Genomic DNA, 17091 nt, shown 5'->3' with positions numbered 1-17091 from the left:
GTTACACACTAATAACCAATCTAAGGTAAAGGGTGTGATGCCTGTGCATACGATGTGGAAAGGGACGATTAGCTTCGGACTTGTGTCCATCCCCATTAAACTATTTGCGGCAACAGAAGATAAAGATGTGAAAATGCGGTATTTACACACAAAATGCCATTCACCAATAAAGTACGAAAAAATATGTCCAGTATGTGAAGAAAACGTGAGCCAAGATGAGATTGTTAAAGGATATGAATATGAGCCCGGTAAGTTTGTACTCATTGAAAAAGATGAACTGGATCAACTGAGCAGTAAAAGCAATAAAGCAATCGAAATACTCGACTTCATCTCGCTTGCTGAAATTGATCCTATTTACTACAATCGCTCCTATTTTATTGGTCCAGGAGAAAATGGCTCAAAGCCTTTTTCCTTATTAAAAGAGGCGATGGATCAAAGCGGAAAAATCGGTCTAGCTAAAATTACAATACGCTCAAAAGAAAGCTTGGCGGTAGTGCGCGTATACGAAAAAGGGCTCGTCATGGAAACGATTTACTATCCTGATGAAGTTCGAAATGCAAACCATGTACCAGGTCTAGATGAGCTTACCGAGGTGAATGATAAAGAATTAAAAATGGCGATTCAACTTATTGAACAGCTTACAACTACTTTTGAACCCCAAAAGTATCATGATTCGTATCGTGACTCTCTTCTGCAATTAATTGAAAACAAAGTTGCCGGAAAAGAAGTTAGGATCGTTAGTGAGCGTCCAAAGACGAATGTGGTTGATTTAATGGAGGCACTACAAGCAAGTATCGACCAATCAAAAGAAACAACGCAACCACCCGTCCAACCACAAAAGAAAACAAAACCAAAAAAGCGCAAAGCCTAAACGATGTTTGAAATGAAGCGGTTGAAACCGATGCTTGCAACATTAACTACTAAATTACCTACTGAAGATTATTGGCTATTCGAGCCAAAGTATGACGGTTATCGGTGTATGCTCTACTGTGATGAGGATGGTATGCAATTATGGAGCCGACGTGGAAAAAGCTTTAACTCATCCTTTCCCTCACTCTATACGGCATTATCAGCCATCACCATTGACTCATCACTCTTACCCGTACTACTTGACGGAGAAATGTGTGTTCTACAATCTCCGCTTAAAGCGTCCTTTGGACACTTACACAACCGAAGCCAGCGACATCACCACATTACGTATGTTGGCTTCGATTGTCTTTGTTTGTCCGGACATTCCTTGGTAACAACACCTCTACTAGAGCGCAAATCAAAGTTATCTTTTTTATATGACACTATAAAAGATGAACAGCAAACCATTTCAGTAGCTCCCGTCTATCGTGATGGAACACAATTATTTCGTGCTATTGAACAAGAACAAGGCGAAGGATTAATCGCAAAAGTTGCACATAGTTTCTATTATCCCGGACAACGAACGACCGATTGGTTAAAATATAAAAACCCTCAATATGGCTGTTTTTTTATCATTGCCTATGATAAAACAAATGGCTATTTCCATGGTGGTGTAGTCCACAATCATGAAGTGATGGATGTTGGGCCTTTTTCACACGGATTATCCTCTGAAGAACGTGAAGCGCTAATTGCTGTCATTCGTAACAATAAGCAAAAAGAAGATGCACGGTATATCTATGTACGACCTTCTCTTGTAGTCGAGCTTCAATACTTAGAGCTGTATAAGGGCAAGACACGCCATCCTCGTTTTGTTTCATTTCGTTTAGATGTAAAATGGGAGGACTGTACGTGGGAACGCATCAACAAAAACATGAGCTACGAATAAATGGCGTAACGCTATACATCTCGTCACTTGAAAAACCGTTGTGGCCAAAACAACAGCTTTTTAAAGCAGACTACTTACAATACTTAACAACGGTTGCGCCCTATATGCTACCTTTTTTAAAAAATAGACCGCTAACTTCTATTCGATATCCACATGGCACTGAAGGTGAACGTTTTTTTCAAAAAAATTGTCCGGATTATGCGCCAGACTTTATCCAAACCGCTCTGTACGACAACAAGCGTTACATTGTATGCAATACATTACAAACGTTACTGTGGCTCGGCAATCAACTTGTTCTTGAAATGCATATTCCTTTTCATACTAGTAGCAGTTGTCATCCATCTGAAATTGTTATCGATTTAGATCCACCAGATGCAGCACATTTTTCATTGGCGGTAGAAGCGGCTTTGCTCATATATGAAGTCTGTCAAAAACTACAGCTTTCTGCGTTTGTGAAGACGAGTGGGAATAAAGGTATGCAAGTATATATACCTTTACCCGAACAAACCTTTACATTTGATGACACGCGCCTTTTTACGACTTTTCTTGCTCACTATTTACTGTCAAAACAACCGACGTTCTTTACGATTGAACGATTAAAGAAAAATCGTGGCAATAAATGCTACATTGATTATATTCAGCATGCCTATGGCAAAACAATCATTGCTCCCTATTCGACCCGTGGCAATGAAGAGGGTCTCGTTGCCACTCCTTTATATTGGAATGAGCTCACTTCATCACTAAAACCGACAAACTTCCCTCTTGCTAGTATCACAGAACGGCTGAAGAACAAGGGAGATCCTTTTGCTACCTTTTTGGAAGCTAAAAAACAGCAGCCGTTTGCACCTGTGCTAGCATGGCTTCAAAATGAGGGACACGGCCTTTCATTATAAAAAGAACGCATAAGATCATATGGTGGTGATCTCATGCGTTCTTTCATTATTTTTTCTTATAGTAGACACGAACTTCATACGCTGATAGAGGCGTCTGATCTAACGTTTTGGGTGCATCATCATTTGCAAGCAATAGCGTGGCTTCTCTCATGTGTTGTAATTCTTCCAAATCAAAAGATACCTCTTGATCCGTAAAGTTACAAAGAACAAGTAATTGTTCCTCATTCCACGTTCGACTGTACGCATAAATGTGATCATCATTTTCCAAAAGCAAATCATACGTTCCATGAACGATGAGCGCATGCTCTTTTCGCAACTGATGTAACTTCTTATAGAAATGCAAAATGGACTCTGGATCTTGTAGCTGTGCAGCTACATTAATCTCTGGATAATTAGCATTGCCTTTCATCCACGGCGTTCCTGTCGTAAACCCACCATGTGCTGAATCATCCCACTGCATTGGTGTACGTGCATTGTCACGACCTTTCGCATGAATAGACGTCATAATTTCTTCTACTGATTTTCCATCCAATTGTGCTTCACGGTATAAGTTTAAGATTTCAACGTCGCGATAATCATCAATAGACGTAAATTGAACGTTGGTCATCCCAATTTCTTGCCCTTGGTAAACATACGGAGTCCCTTGCATGAGTTGATAAAAAGCTGCCAGCATTTTTGCTGATTTCACATGATATACACCATCATCTCCAAAACGCGAAACGGAACGAGGCTGATCATGATTTTCTAAATACAACGAGTTCCATCCGCTGCCTTCAAGACCTTTCTGCCACTTCGTTAATACTTCTTTCAAATCACGTAGCTTCCACGGTGCCAAGTCCCATTTGCTTTCTTCCGTCTGATCGAGTCCCATATGTTCAAATTGAAAAACCATATTAAATTTACCTTCTACCGCATCAACATACTCACGAGCACCTTCAGGAGAAACGCCTGGTGTCTCACCAACCGTCATAATGGCATCATTTAGAAATACAGCTTCTTTCATTTCCTGTAAAAAGGTTTGTATACCCGGACGATTAAGATGACCATCCCAAGATGGTACATAGCGTTTTTGTTGTGGATTTGGTAAATCTTTTAAGCCTTTTTCTTTTTTAATATGCGTAATTGCATCGACGCGAAACCCATCAATGCCTTTATCAATCCACCATTGAACAATTTCATACAATTGTTTTCGAACCGCTTCATTTTCCCAGTTTAAATCAGGTTGCTTAGCCGAGAACAAGTGGAGATAATACTCGCCTGTAGGCTCATCATATTTCCATGCAGATCCGTTAAAAATAGACTCCCAATTATTCGGTTCTTTACCGTCTTTCCCTTCGCGCCAAATATAGTAATCGCGATACGGATTGTCCTTAGACGAACGAGATTCAATAAACCACGGATGTTCATCTGACGTATGATTGATCACCAAATCCATAATGAGCTTTAAGCCGCGTTTATGACACTCGCTAAGCAACGCTTCCCAATCGGCCATTGTTCCAAAATCATCCATGATTTTTTTGTAATCACTAATATCGTAGCCATTGTCATCGTTTGGTGATTGATAAACAGGTGATAGCCATATCACATCTATACCGAGTTCTTTTAAATAATCAAGTTTGGAAATGATTCCTTGCAGATCACCGATTCCGTCTCCATTGCTATCCATGTAACTTCGCGGATAAATTTGATACACGATACTTTCTTTCCACCATTGTTGATTCATGCGTTGTTCTCCCCATCTCTCTTTTTGTGCAAACGTTTGTCTTGCGTTTCACAGAAACGTCTACCTCGACTCCTACCTTATAAAAGGTGAAGTCGAAATAGCGTTTCTTTTATCTTTTATGAACTAGCTCCATACAAGAGTTTCGCTTTACTAATTGATACGGAACCGTGATGCGTGCAGGCGGTAACGTTGGTTCATGAATAAGTTTTAATAAACAAACACCCGCTTCATAGCCAAGTTGAAAAATATTAATATCGACCGACGTTAAAGCTGGTGTAGAAAAATCAGCAAGCATTACATTATTAAAACTTAATACTGATAAATCTTCCGGAACAGAAATTTGCATCTCACTCAGTGTGCTTAAAACCCCAAATGCCATTAAATCGTCCATCACAAGAAGAGCTGTCGGTGGTTCTTCCAAAGCCATCAGCTTTCGAATGGCTTCTTGCCCACCTTCTTTTAAAAACTCTTCATGCACAATGTATGGTTCGCGATACGGAATCTGATGAATACGTAAAGATTTTTCATAGCCAAGCAACCGATCGATTGTTACGACTAAATCAGAACTTCCCCCAACAAAGCCGATTTTCTCATGTCCTAAGGATAAAAGATAATCGGTCATTTCTTTCGCAGCCCGAAAATTATCATTATCAATATGCGTAATGAGATTTTCGTTTTTAAGAGGCTTACCGATCAGTGTAAAAGGAAATTTCTTTTCCATTAAGTAATTCATTACTTGATCATCTACACTGGAATATAACAGTATAATTCCATCTACCCGCCCGCCTTGGACCATTCGAACGACTGCTTCATAAGTTTCTGCTTCAGTCTGTCCTGTTGACATATATAAGGCGTATTCTTTTTCGTGAAGAATTGTACTTATCCCTCTAATGACTTCAGGAAAGAATGGATTTTGAAATGCTTTGTCTGCCGAAGCTGGCATTACGAGTCCTATTGCATGAGACTGGCGATTTGCTAAGCTTCTTGCATTAAAATTCGGATGATAACCTAGCTCACTCATGGCTTCACGTACTTTACGTTTCGTTATTTCAGAAATACGAGGATTGTTTGCAATCACTCGCGAAACGGTAGACGGTGCTACATTGGCAAGTTTAGCCACATCCTTAATGGTTACGGTCATGCCTTCCTCTCCTTTTCTCCACGTGTGCATTCCACTATTTACCTACTTCTTATTGTAATCAAGACAACAACGCTTGAACAGCTTACATTAAATAGCAAAAGACGAAAAAAGCACGCGGTGCTTTTCTCGTCCGGCATATATTTTACCCTTTCGTTCCGCCTGCCGTAAGACCGGAAACAAAATAGCGTTGAAACGACAAGAATAAGAGACCAATTGGAATGGCGATTAACACCGAACCTGCAGCAAAAATAGTAAAGGCATTCTCATATTCATTGGAAACGAGACTAAACAAGCCCACTGCTAATGTTTTCGTTTCATCTGATTGTAATAGCGTTGAGGCAAGAATAAAGTCCGCAAAAGGTGTAATAAAGCTAAATAGTGCTATAACTGCTAGGATCGGCTTTGCTAACGGCAAAATAATCTGCCAGAAAATCCGAAAATGTCCGGCGCCATCAATCCGCGCTGACTCATCTAGTTCTTTTGGAATCGTATCGAAATAACCTTTTGCAAGCCACGTGTTCATTGGGATTAATCCACCAACGTACACTAAAATTAAACCAAAATGCGAGTCAAGAAGCCCTACAAGACTTGCAAGAATATAGAGTGCTAGAACAGCAACAAATTGCGGAACCATTTGTAGGACTAAAAACAAAAGCAGGCCATTTTTTCGCCCAAGAAAACGATAGCGTGAAAACGCATAGCCGGTTAGACCGATGAAAATGACAGCAAGAACCATCGTACTAACAGAGATTTTAACCGTATTCCAATACCACGTTACGTACGGTGTTTTCTCAAATAATTCTTTATAATGAATGATTGTCGCATTTTTTGGAATGATGGATGAACTCGTTAGGCTTGTTCCTGGATTTAAGGAAGAGCCAATGACCCATAAAATCGGATAGAGAACGATCGCAATCGCTACAAGCAGAATGAGGTACGACAATGTTAGTCTTATGAATTTTCCTCGTTTAATACTCATCTTACATCACATTCCTTCGTCTTTAAATGCTTTCGTTCTGCGGAAGTTAATGAGAGCAACAACAATAATAATAAGTGAAAGAAGTACAGTAATTGCCGCCGCTTTACTGTATTGTGCAGATTTAAGCGTGAGAGAATAGATCCATGAAATTAAAATATCTGTTCCCCCAGCACTTTGTCCTGATACAGCGGGTTTACCCTCATTAAACAAGTAAATGACGTTAAAGTTATTAAAGTTAAACGTATATTGCGTAATGAGAATGGGTGCCGTAGCTGCCATAATAACTGGAAACGTAATCGATTTAAACTTCTGCATAATCGTTGCCCCATCAACGGTTGCTGCTTCATATAATTCTTCAGGTATGGATTGCAATACACCTGTTGTCATCGCCATAACAAACGGAAATCCTAACCACGTTTGAATGAAAATAACCGCTACCTTTGTCCACATAGGATCTGTTAACCATGGAATCGGTCCGATGCCAAAAAAGGCAAGAATATCATTGTTAATCGCACCAAATGAATCATTAAACATACCAGCAAAAACAAGAATGGAAACAAAAGCTGGAACCGCCCATGGTAAAATGAGCAACGTGCGAATGAATCCTTTAAATTTTAAATCTTTTTGATTAAGAATGACGGCGAGAAAGATACCAATCGCAATTTGTAACGTTGTTGCTGTAAATGTCCAAACGATTGTCCAAGCAAATACAGAAAAGAATGTATCTCTCCAAATTTCTAATGTAAAAATATCCGTAAAGTTTTCAATACCCACCCAGTCAACAAGTTTCGCCGGTGGCGAGTGATACAAGTCATAGTTCGTAAACGCTAAAAACAACATAAATAAAATCGGTAATACAACGACAAAAATAAGTAAGAAAAAGCCCGGGCCTACAAGTAAATACGGAAACCCTTTATCAATCACACTATGATACTGCTCTTTAATGCTGTTCAACGCGAAACCTTCATCACGTTTGCGACCATTTTTAAATGCATCTATCAAGTTAAACAGATAAAACCCAATCCCGATGGCAATGACGATAAAAGCAATAATTCCTTCTACAAGCAAAAAGATAGAGTGATCTCGTGGCAATTCAGTGCCAAGGGTAAAAAACCCCCACAAGCCAATGTTGAGTAAATCACTAAATACAACAAAATAGGAAACAGCAAGTAAGAGAAATAATACGCCCTTTAATTTCTGGCGATTATAGAGCTGACCTAAACCAGGAATGATGGAAAGAATCGTTGCTGTTTTGCGGTGTTTTTTATTTTGTGCTAACGCCTCCATAATGTAGGCTTGTCCCCTTTCTAAAACAACACGAATGTTGGGAATGTATAAATGCATCTTGCAATCTCTACTGTATTTTAGCTCCTGCAAGATGCATTTATCATAGTAAGAAAAAAGCGATAAACCGAAAGGCTACCGCTTCCTTCGTCTCTTATTTACCTGAATGCTTCGCTTGAATGTTTTCGTCAATCGATTTCTTCGCATCTTCTAGTGCTTTTTGAGGTTCTTGTTTTCCAGTCGCCACTAGTTGAAGAGCGTTCGCACCTGGATCCCAAACTTCAGCCATTTCCGGGATGTTCGGCATTGGAATACCGTGTTGAGATTGAATTGCAACAGCTTTTGCACCTTCATCTTTCGTAATAACAGGATCTTTAATCAAGTCATTTACTGGTGGAATTTCTTGTGTTTTTTCAAAGCGAATTTTTGAGTTTTCTTTGTTCGTAATCCATTCAACAAGCTTTTGTGCCCATTTCTTATGTGTTGAATAAGCACTTACGTTCCAGCCTTTTACACCAACAAAGGTTTTTACTTCTTGTCCATTTGGAAGTTTTGGCATTGGTGCAATTCCAAGATCTACGCCAGCATCCTTATAACCTTTGAATGACCAAGGACCATTCATTACAGAAGCAACCTTCTTCTCTCCAAATAAACCATCAATCGTTTGTCCACCCTTTTTCCCGATAATGCCTGTTGGGAATAGGCCTTCTTTGTACCATTTAGAAATAAAGGTTAACCCGTCTACAGATCCTTTAGTAGCAAGTCCAACGTCTTTCGGGTCTAGGGTGCCATCACTATCTTTAAACACGTAGCCACCAAATCCGTTGACTACTCCGCTCGCGAAATAGAAATCTGTCCAGTTTGCAAGGAAGCCGTATTGCGCGCCGCCTTTATCACCTTTTGAGAATTTGTAAACGTCATCAAATGTAGCAGGTGCTTTTTTCATATATTTCTTGTTATAAATAAACACAGGCGTTTCTGTTGATTTTGGTAAGCCGTATAATTTCCCTTTAAACGTAAGCGCTTTAATAGAAGATTCTGTATACATCTTCTTTACATCATCAGAAACGTTAATGGGTTCAATTAAACCTTCTGTTACAAGAGGTCCAACGCGGTCATGTGGTGATGTAATCACATCTGCACTATTTCCAGTTTTTCCTTGAAGGCGAAGTTTTTCTTGCTGATCTAATAAAGGCATTTCTTTAAATTCTACTTTTACACCATATTTCTTTTCAAAGCTTTCAACAGCTGGTTTTAAACCAGCGCTCTTATCTTTATCTTCCCAAACAACGAGTTTTTCTGGTTTTTTGTCGGAATCTCCAGTAGAGCTTGAACCACTATCTTTCGGTCCACACGCGGATAATGCACCTAATGCTAATGTTGTCGTTAACAGCACAGCTGAAAACTTTTTCATGCAAGTTCCCCCTAAACGAATGTTATCAAACAACCGTTTGCACAAATCCATGAAATAATTAATGAAAACGATTGCACTGATTTATATTCTTATTATACCGCCCTTTTACCATTTGACAATAGTTTATTTTAAAAACATTGAAAGCACTTTCATATCCTTCATTGACAGAAGTTTGCCCATTATACTACAGTAAATATACAGTAAGTGCAACGTTGTTGTGCAATCGATTGCAAAACGTATAAGGAGCGAACTTTATGCTTAAAGAAGCCATTTATCACCGCCCATCAACAAATTATTCCTATGCATACAATCACGAAACGTTACATATTCGTTTACGAACGAAAAAAGATGATCTTACGAGCGTCACTCTTCTATTTGGTGATCCCTATCAATGGATCGAAGGCGTTTGGCAGCTACAGTCTTTAGCGATGAAAAAATCAGGAAGCGACGCTCAGTTTGATTATTATATGGCCGAAGTTGTTCCCTCTTTTCGACGAATGCGCTATGGTTTTAAAGTCACTTCTGAAACCGAAACTGCCGTTTATACCGAAAAAGGCTTTTTTACAGAGGCGCCAACAGACGATACAGGGTACTATTTTTGTTTTCCCTATCTTCATAAAGAGGAAGTTTTCGCGGCTCCTTCTTGGGTGAAAGATACAGTGTGGTATCAAATCTTCCCAGAACGATTTGCAAATGGCAACCCTAACAACAATCCCGTCGGAACACTACCATGGGGTAGTGAAGCACCGCAACCTACAAACTTTTTCGGCGGAGATTTTGAGGGGGTCATTGCTCATTTAGATCACCTTGTTGAACTGGGGATTACAGGTATTTATTTCACACCTATTTTTAAAGCAGCTTCCAATCATAAATATGATAGTATTGATTATTTCGAGATTGATCCGCAATTTGGCTCCAAAGAAACATTTCGTGCGCTCGTTGCAGCCTGTCATGAAAAAGGCATAAAAGTCATGCTAGATGCCGTCTTTAATCATAGTGGTTATTACTTTGCTCCGTTTCAAGATGTGTTGCAAAACGGTGCAGCGTCACGGTATAAAGAGTGGTTTCATGTGAGAGAGTTTCCTCTCATAACAGAGCCTCAACCAAACTATGATACGTTTGCCTTTGAACCTACCATGCCTAAATTAAATACGAGCCACCCTGAAGTAAAAGATTATTTATTAAAAGTGGCAGCCTATTGGATTGAAGAGTTTGATATTGACGGTTGGCGATTGGATGTAGCCAATGAAGTTGATCATGCTTTTTGGCGTGAGTTCCGGCAGACGGTAAAACGAATTAAAAAAGACGTTTATATTTTAGGAGAGATTTGGCACGATTCCATGCCATGGCTACTAGGAGATCAATTTGATGCTGTGATGAACTATCCATTTACCGCAGCAACACTAGATTTTGGAGCGCAACAAAAAATTAGTGCCGCTCACTATGCGGCACAAATAAATCACGTGCTCCATTCTTATCCGCAAAATGTAAATGAAGTAGCATTTAATTTACTAGACTCTCATGATACGCCGCGTCTATTAACCGTAGCACAAGGAGATGCGCAAAAAGTGAAGCAGTTATTTGCAATCCTTTTAACGTCTCCGGGAACACCTTGCATTTATTATGGAGACGAGATTGGAATGGCAGGAGGCGGTGATCCTGCTTGTCGCGCTTGCATGATTTGGGATCAAGACCAACAAGATCATGATCTATTTCAGGTTTTAAAAAGACTGATTGCCCTACGAAAAAAACATCACGTGTTAAAAAGTGCAAGTAGTCATCGTTTTCTTCCTACTGCTAACGATTCAGTGCTTCTATATGTCAAAGAAGATGAAAACGAAAAAATACTAATTGCCATAAATCAAAGTGAAACTTCATATGAACTTTCCGCTCATCTTCAAGATGAGAACACCGTTACTGTCTCTGACTTGTATCATAATGAAGAGGTAGCGCTCACGCTTGCTGTAGCACCTGGGAGCTTCCGTATTCTTCAACTACAATCGTAGTACGTTGCATAAAAAAAGGTTCAGATCACTCGTAAGGGTAATCTGAACCTTTTTTTATGATGGCTTCTTACTCAAGAATATTAACATTATAGGATTCTAGCCAATAGTTGATTTGAGCAAGATGTGCCATAAGTTGCGGGCCCGTCATTAATTGCCCGAACCATGGAACGGTGAATGCTCGCCCATCTGAATCAACAATTTCTTGGATGCGCTCTCGTTGTAACAGCGTAAAGAGCGGTGCATTTTTGTTCGTTAGTATTTGTTGTAACCAGTTTTTCACATACGTTGTATAAAGCGGATGATGCGTTTTTGGATAAGGACTTTTTTTCCGATAAAGAACATCATTCGGTAACGTTCCTGTAAAAGCTTTACGCAATAAACCTTTTTCACGACCATCTAACATTTTCATATCCCAAGGTATGTTCCATGCATACTCAACAATGCGATGATCAGCAAACGGGACCCGGACTTCTAAACTAGCACCCATACTCATCCGATCTTTTCGATCGAGTAAGGTCGCCATAAACCATTGCATATTTAAATAAAAGATTTGGCGCCGTTTCTCTTCAATCCCTGTTTCGCCAGCAAGCAGTGGTGTTTCTTGGACAGATTCGTCATACCGTTGTTTCACATACGACGCTAAATCCAATTTTCGGGACCATTCTGGACGTAATAAAGCCTCTCTCTCTTTTGTGGAACTCATCCATGGAAATAGGGGGCGATTCATTACTTCCGGCTTATGAAACCACGGATATCCACCGAAAATTTCATCTGCACATTCACCAGAAAGGGCCACTGTTGATTGTTTTTTTATATGTCGACAAAACCAAATAAGCGAAGAATCAACATCCGCCATTCCAGGCAAGTCACGCAACCGCACGGCTTCTTGTAGATGATCCGCTAGTTCTTCATTAGAAATCTCGCAATAATGGTGCAAGGTCCCTGAGCTATCTGTCATTCGTTGGATCCACGGACCATCTGCATCCGGCTGAAAGTCATTCGCTTGAAAATATTGATCATTCTCTTTGTAATCAATACTAAACGTATGCAGTTGTCCTCGCGAGTGAGTTGCAAAAGACGTCGCAGCAATAGAGGTTATAAGACTTGAATCCAATCCGCCTGATAAAAAAGTACAAACAGGTACATCTGCAACAAGCTGACGTTCGACAGCATCCGAAACAAGGTGTTTCACGTTCCAAACTGTATCTTCAAAAGAATGCTCATGCGTTTTACTTTGAACATTCCAGTAGCGCTTAACATGTAAGCCTCTAGAGGTAAATTGTAGATAATGACCTGGACGTAACTCTTCCATCCCGCGAAACACACCATTACCAGGTGTTCGTGATGGTCCAAGACCAAAAATCTCTTGTAAGCCCTCTTGATGGACTTCTGCTTTTATAGCATGATGAGCTAGCAGTGCCTTAAGCTCCGATCCAAATAAAAGACCGTTTTCGTGCTTGCGATAAAAAAGCGGCTTCACGCCTAACCGATCGCGTGCTAAAAAAAGTGTTTGTGCTGTTTCATCCCATATGGCAAAAGCAAAAATCCCATTTAACTTGTGCAAACATTGCTCTTGCCACTGCATGTAAGCAAGTAACAATACTTCTGTATCGCTATGTCCTTCAAATGTCCAACCGAATTTTCTGAGTTCATGACGCACTTCTTCGGTATTATAAAGCTCTCCATTGTAACAAATTACATACTGGTGCTCTTGTTTGTTGCGCACCATTGGTTGTGCGCCGCCAAGTAAATCAACAACGGCAAGGCGAGCGTGCCCGAACCCAGCATGCGTTCCCGTCCAAACATTCAAAGCATCTGGTCCACGTTTAGTTAACGTTTGTGCCATCTTTAATACTGTTTGCCGCTCCATTCCAATATTCCGCGTATAATCGACCCATCCCGTAATACCACACAATCTTCCCTCACCCTTTCTTCGGGAGATGATACTTTGATGCCCATTACTTTACTTTATGCTGTAAAGTAATAATGTTTCATCACAGACGAGATGGGACACTATTTCATGGAAAGAGATTTAAGTTTTCAATGCGCTGTGCTGCTTCTAGCAAGCGGTGCTCATCTGTTAATAAGCCCACCCGAACATAGCCTTCTCCATATTTACCAAAACCGACTCCGGGCGCTACAGCAACATGTGCTTCTTTTAATAATAATTCTGCAAAACTTTCTGACGTAAATCCTTCTGGTACAGGGAGCCAGCAGAAAAAAGAACCTTTTGGTGCAGCTACATCCCAGCCCATTTGTTGTAAGCGAGGAATAAAAGCATTTCTTCGGCGTTCGTACATTTCAACTAACTCTTCTACACAAGCTTGTGGTCCGCGTAGCGCTTGTGCTGCCGCTTCTTGTACTGCTGGGAATAAACTGACGTAGTAATGATCTTGCAACAGATTTATACTTTCTATAACCTCTTCATTTCCAATGGCAAAACCAACGCGCCAACCAGCCATATTGTACGTTTTACTCAACGTATAAATTTCTATGCCTGTCTCTTTTGCATTTGGTGTTTGTAAAAAACTAAGGGGTTTTTCTCCGTCAAATCCAATGGCACCATAAGCAAAATCATGCACAACAAGAATTTCATGTTTTTTTGCAAAATCTACGGTTTCTTCAAAAAAAGATGAAGTTGCTACGCCAGCTGTTGGGTTATTCGGATAATTTAAAAACATAAGCTTCGCCTGCTGGCTAATTTGCTCATCAATGCTTTCATAATTCGGTAAATAATCATTTTCTGCAGTTAATGGCATCGGGTAATAGTCAGCTTCTGCCATCGCTACTCCTGATAAATAATCTGGGTAGCCTGGATCTGGAACGAGTGCTACATCACCTTTATTTAAATAACATTGTGAAACTTCAACGAGTCCGGCCTTTCCTCCAAATAAAACAGCTACTTCTTTTTGCGGATCTACTGTCACGTTATATTCAACTCTATAAAATTCCGCGATGGCTTCTTTTAAGAAATCATACCCTCGAAATGGAGAATACTTATGATACAAAGGATTCGGAGCAGCTTGCTGTAAAGAGCTTACAATATGAGGTGGCGTTGCTTGGTCTGGATTTCCTTGTCCTAAATTAATGACATCATGACCTTGAGCTACAATGTCATTCACATTTTTAACAAGCTTTGCAAAGAACTGGTCTGGAAGACGATTTAATGTTTGAGAACGCTTGAATTTTTCCATCAATACTCACCCTTTAGTTATCATTTCTTGAATTTATATTGCACTATGTTATACGCTAGTAAAAATTATGTCAAAAACATGAACCGGGGGAACATATGAACATTGCCATTATTCAGATGGATATTATCTTAGGCAATCCACAAGAAAACAAAAAACAAGTGCAAAAATGGGTTGAAAAGGCTATGAAAGAAAACGCCGACGTCATTGTTTTACCAGAACTATGGACAACAGGCTATGATTTATCACGTTTACAAGACATTGGTGATGAGAACGGTGAAGACATCCAATCATTTATGAGGCAACTAGCACAAAAACATGCTGTTAATATTGTAGCGGGTTCTATTGCGAAAAAAACGCAAGAAGGTATTTATAATACCTTGTATGCCTTTAATCGAAAAGGCGAAGTGATTGGCGAATACAGCAAACTTCATTTAATTACCTTAATGGACGAAGAAAAATATCTTACCCCTGGAGAAAAGAAAGGAAACTTCTTCATCGAGGATATTCCAGCTGCCGGTGTGATTTGTTATGATATTCGTTTTCCCGAATGGGTTCGTGCTCCTATCCTTGATGGCGCCCAAATGTTATTTGTACCAGCAGAATGGCCTGTTCAGCGCTTAGCTCATTGGCGAAGTTTGTTAATTGCACGCGCCATTGAAAATCAATGTTACATCATTGCTGCAAATTGTGTAGGCAGCGATCGTAACAATACGTTTGCTGGACACTCACTCATTATAGATCCTTGGGGAGAGATTGTTGCCGAGGCTGGACCTACTGAAGCGTGTGTTTTAAGCGCCTCAATCGATCCCGATCTCGTTACGTCTGTTCGAAAACAAATTCCTATTTTCGATGATCGTCGTCCCGAACATTACTAAACATACAACAAAGGAGAAGGAATTAATTCCTTCTCCTTTGTTGTAACTTATTTAATGACAACATAACCATAAAAAAAGACGATTCCTAGTGCTGCAATAAATAATAACCAACGCACTTTTCTTACTTCTTTATTTTTAATTCCTTGTAGCATCACTTCCATAAGGCCAATTAAGGCAAGACCCATAATCCCTTTAATGACAAAAGGTCCTGGATTTACAACGCCCGCATTCAACCACTGATACGTCAGCACACTACCTGAAATAAGAATGAGAACAAACAACACTCTTAGCACCATATGAAAGATCATCGCTAATTTTTTTTTAGTTGTAAGCTTGTATAACATATAAGCTACAAAAAAGAGAACAAGCCCAATCGTCCATGATATTGTGTGAAGCGTTAACATATTTATTTCCTCCTATGTATATTTCCTCATCCTACTATACCATGAAGTGCCAAAAGGGAGAGTACCTCATAAAGAAAAGGTAGGAAGAAAGCCTTTTCATTGCTATAATGTAAAAGGATTCACTACTAACAAATTTTTAGAATTGGAGTGAGAGATATGATTAAAACAGATAACATCATCTCCAAAACAGAGCAACTCGGAGCAAATAACTATCATCCGCTACCGATCGTCATTTCAAAAGGCGAAGGTGTTTGGGTATATGATCCAGAAGGCAACAAATATATGGACATGCTTAGTGCATACTCTGCTGTAAACCAAGGACATCGACATCCTAAAATCATTCAAGCACTTAAAGATCAGGCTGATCGCATTACATTAACATCACGTGCGTTTCATAATGATCAATTAGGTGATTTTTATGAAAAAGTGACAGCGCTAACAGGAAAAGACATGATCCTGCCAATGAATACGGGTGCAGAGGCTGTTGAAACAGCAATTAAAGCTGTTCGTCGTTGGGCATATGATGTAAAAGGTGTACCTTCAGGACAAGCAGAAGTTATTGTTTGCGAAGGCAACTTCCACGGACGCACAATGGCTGCGATTTCCATGTCTAGTGATGAAGAATACAAACGTGGCTTTGGTCCAATGCTTCCAGGCATTAAGCTCGTTCCTTACGGTGATTTCGACGCGCTACAAGCAGCGATTACACCAAATACGGCTGCATTCATTATGGAACCAATCCAAGGGGAAGCAGGCATTGTCATTCCACCTGCAGGCTTTATGAAAAAAGCAAGTGAGCTTTGTAAAGAACAAAACGTTATTTTTGTAGCAGATGAGATTCAATCCGGTCTCGGTCGTTCTGGTAAAACCTTTGCTTGTAACTGGGAAGATGTTGTTCCTGATATGTACATCCTAGGAAAAGCGCTTGGTGGCGGTGTAATGCCAATTTCTTGTGTAGCTGCCAATCGTGAAATTCTTGGCGTATTCAATCCTGGTAGCCATGGCTCTACGTTCGGAGGAAATCCACTTGCTGCGGCAGTTTCCATTGCTTCGCTTGAAGTATTGGAAGAGGAAAAACTTGCAGAGCGTTCCTTAAAGCTTGGTGAGCATTTCTTAGCAGAGCTTACTACAATCAATAACCCAATTATTAAAGAAGTTCGTGGTCGCGGTCTCTTTATCGGTGTTGAACTAACAGAAGCCGCACGTCCATATTGTGAAAAGTTAAAAGAACAAGGACTTCTTTGTAAAGAAACACATGAAAATGTGATTCGCTTTGCACCACCATTGATCATCTCGGAAGAAGATCTTAACTGGGCAATTGAAAAAATTAAAACCGTATTATCTTTATAAGGTAAAGAAAAAGGGCGTTGACTAGTCAACGCC

The 17091-nt window shown here is 39.9% G+C and carries 14 protein-coding genes; 6 read left to right on the top strand and 8 right to left on the bottom strand.

Annotated elements, in window-relative coordinates:
• Positions 1 to 43 precede the first annotated feature (43 nt).
• Genes ku through ligD form a run of 3 tightly spaced genes read left to right on the top strand, consistent with a single transcriptional unit; the run spans position 44 to position 2688 of the window.
• A complete protein-coding gene (ku, locus tag A374_RS14530; protein WP_040340624.1) occupies positions 44 to 871 on the top strand; it encodes a non-homologous end joining protein Ku in 828 nt (275 codons plus the stop codon).
• Positions 872 to 883: 12 nt separating this feature from the next.
• Positions 884 to 1795 carry an ATP-dependent DNA ligase gene (locus tag A374_RS19595; RefSeq protein ID WP_162098301.1) on the top strand — a complete coding sequence of 304 codons (912 nt, stop codon included), beginning with the start codon at positions 884 to 886 and terminating at the stop codon, positions 1793 to 1795.
• Complete coding sequence (ligD, locus tag A374_RS19590; protein ID WP_050979758.1) at positions 1759 to 2688, top strand: non-homologous end-joining DNA ligase; 930 nt, start codon at positions 1759 to 1761, stop codon at positions 2686 to 2688. The genes A374_RS19595 and ligD overlap by 37 nt, the downstream gene beginning before the upstream one ends.
• 46 nt (positions 2689 to 2734) lie before the next feature.
• Here the strand turns inward: ligD and A374_RS14520 are convergent, their stop codons facing one another.
• The 5 genes from A374_RS14520 to A374_RS14500 all read right to left on the bottom strand — a co-directional run bounded on the left by A374_RS14520 (position 2735) and on the right by A374_RS14500 (position 9229).
• A complete protein-coding gene (locus tag A374_RS14520) occupies positions 2735 to 4411 on the bottom strand; it encodes a glycoside hydrolase family 13 protein (protein ID WP_007202987.1) in 1677 nt (558 codons plus the stop codon).
• A gap of 109 nt (positions 4412 to 4520) precedes the next feature.
• Positions 4521 to 5552, bottom strand: coding sequence for a LacI family DNA-binding transcriptional regulator (locus A374_RS14515; RefSeq protein WP_007202986.1), 1032 nt, complete (start codon positions 5550 to 5552; stop codon positions 4521 to 4523).
• Between the two features lie 142 nt (positions 5553 to 5694).
• Positions 5695 to 6531: a sugar ABC transporter permease gene (locus A374_RS14510; protein ID WP_007202985.1), complete on the bottom strand. Its 837-nt coding sequence runs from the start codon at positions 6529 to 6531 to the stop codon at positions 5695 to 5697.
• Between the two features lie 6 nt (positions 6532 to 6537).
• Positions 6538 to 7818, bottom strand: a complete 1281-nt coding sequence (locus tag A374_RS14505) for a sugar ABC transporter permease (RefSeq protein WP_040340623.1) — start codon at positions 7816 to 7818, stop codon at positions 6538 to 6540.
• Positions 7819 to 7969: 151 nt separating this feature from the next.
• Entirely contained in the window at positions 7970 to 9229 is a 1260-nt protein-coding gene (locus A374_RS14500) for an extracellular solute-binding protein (RefSeq protein WP_007202983.1), read from the bottom strand.
• A gap of 254 nt (positions 9230 to 9483) precedes the next feature.
• Here A374_RS14500 and A374_RS14495 point away from each other — a divergent pair, with 254 nt between their 5' ends.
• Complete coding sequence (locus tag A374_RS14495; protein WP_007202982.1) at positions 9484 to 11235, top strand: alpha-glycosidase; 1752 nt, start codon at positions 9484 to 9486, stop codon at positions 11233 to 11235.
• Positions 11236 to 11302: 67 nt separating this feature from the next.
• Here A374_RS14495 and asnB read toward each other — a convergent pair whose 3' ends face one another.
• Both asnB and A374_RS14485 read right to left on the bottom strand, forming a co-directional pair.
• Positions 11303 to 13150, bottom strand: a complete 1848-nt coding sequence (gene asnB, locus A374_RS14490) for an asparagine synthase (glutamine-hydrolyzing) (RefSeq protein ID WP_007202981.1) — start codon at positions 13148 to 13150, stop codon at positions 11303 to 11305.
• Between the two features lie 103 nt (positions 13151 to 13253).
• On the bottom strand, positions 13254 to 14429 hold the full coding sequence (locus tag A374_RS14485; protein WP_007202980.1) for a pyridoxal phosphate-dependent aminotransferase: 1176 nt from the start codon (positions 14427 to 14429) through the stop codon (positions 13254 to 13256).
• Positions 14430 to 14524: 95 nt separating this feature from the next.
• Between A374_RS14485 and A374_RS14480 the strand changes: the two genes are divergently transcribed.
• Positions 14525 to 15304 (top strand): carbon-nitrogen family hydrolase, encoded by a 780-nt coding sequence (locus A374_RS14480; RefSeq protein ID WP_007202979.1) that lies wholly within the window; start codon positions 14525 to 14527, stop codon positions 15302 to 15304.
• 47 nt (positions 15305 to 15351) lie between these two features.
• On the opposite strand, the gene A374_RS14475 is transcribed toward A374_RS14480, so the two are convergent.
• The gene (locus A374_RS14475; RefSeq protein ID WP_007202978.1) at positions 15352 to 15708 is read right to left on the bottom strand and encodes a DUF1516 family protein; all 357 of its coding nucleotides are present in this window, start codon (positions 15706 to 15708) and stop codon (positions 15352 to 15354) included.
• Positions 15709 to 15864: 156 nt separating this feature from the next.
• On the opposite strand from A374_RS14475, the gene A374_RS14470 reads away from it, so the two are divergent.
• Complete coding sequence (locus A374_RS14470) at positions 15865 to 17058, top strand: ornithine--oxo-acid transaminase (RefSeq protein ID WP_007202977.1); 1194 nt, start codon at positions 15865 to 15867, stop codon at positions 17056 to 17058.
• Positions 17059 to 17091 lie beyond the last annotated feature (33 nt).

It is taken from the genome of Fictibacillus macauensis ZFHKF-1 (genome assembly GCF_000269865.1).
Classification (GTDB): Bacteria; Bacillota; Bacilli; order Bacillales; family Fictibacillaceae; genus Fictibacillus_C; species Fictibacillus_C macauensis.
Note: the sequence above shows the minus strand (reverse complement) of the source record. Positions and strands in the feature narration are given on the sequence as shown.

What these genes read in the sequence shown, in the direction of transcription:
- A374_RS19595 (WP_162098301.1), top strand. Translation starts at nt 884, where the DNA reads ATGAAGCGGTTGAAACCGATGCTTGCAACATTAACTACTAAATTACCT.
- A374_RS14520 (WP_007202987.1), bottom strand. Translation starts at nt 4,411, where the DNA reads ATGAATCAACAATGGTGGAAAGAAAGTATCGTGTATCAAATTTATCCG.
- A374_RS14515 (WP_007202986.1), bottom strand. Translation starts at nt 5,552, where the DNA reads ATGACCGTAACCATTAAGGATGTGGCTAAACTTGCCAATGTAGCACCG.
- A374_RS14510 (WP_007202985.1), bottom strand. Translation starts at nt 6,531, where the DNA reads ATGAGTATTAAACGAGGAAAATTCATAAGACTAACATTGTCGTACCTC.
- A374_RS14505 (WP_040340623.1), bottom strand. Translation starts at nt 7,818, where the DNA reads ATGGAGGCGTTAGCACAAAATAAAAAACACCGCAAAACAGCAACGATT.
- A374_RS14500 (WP_007202983.1), bottom strand. Translation starts at nt 9,229, where the DNA reads ATGAAAAAGTTTTCAGCTGTGCTGTTAACGACAACATTAGCATTAGGT.
- A374_RS14495 (WP_007202982.1), top strand. Translation starts at nt 9,484, where the DNA reads ATGCTTAAAGAAGCCATTTATCACCGCCCATCAACAAATTATTCCTAT.
- A374_RS14485 (WP_007202980.1), bottom strand. Translation starts at nt 14,429, where the DNA reads ATGGAAAAATTCAAGCGTTCTCAAACATTAAATCGTCTTCCAGACCAG.
- A374_RS14480 (WP_007202979.1), top strand. Translation starts at nt 14,525, where the DNA reads ATGAACATTGCCATTATTCAGATGGATATTATCTTAGGCAATCCACAA.
- A374_RS14475 (WP_007202978.1), bottom strand. Translation starts at nt 15,708, where the DNA reads ATGTTAACGCTTCACACAATATCATGGACGATTGGGCTTGTTCTCTTT.
- A374_RS14470 (WP_007202977.1), top strand. Translation starts at nt 15,865, where the DNA reads ATGATTAAAACAGATAACATCATCTCCAAAACAGAGCAACTCGGAGCA.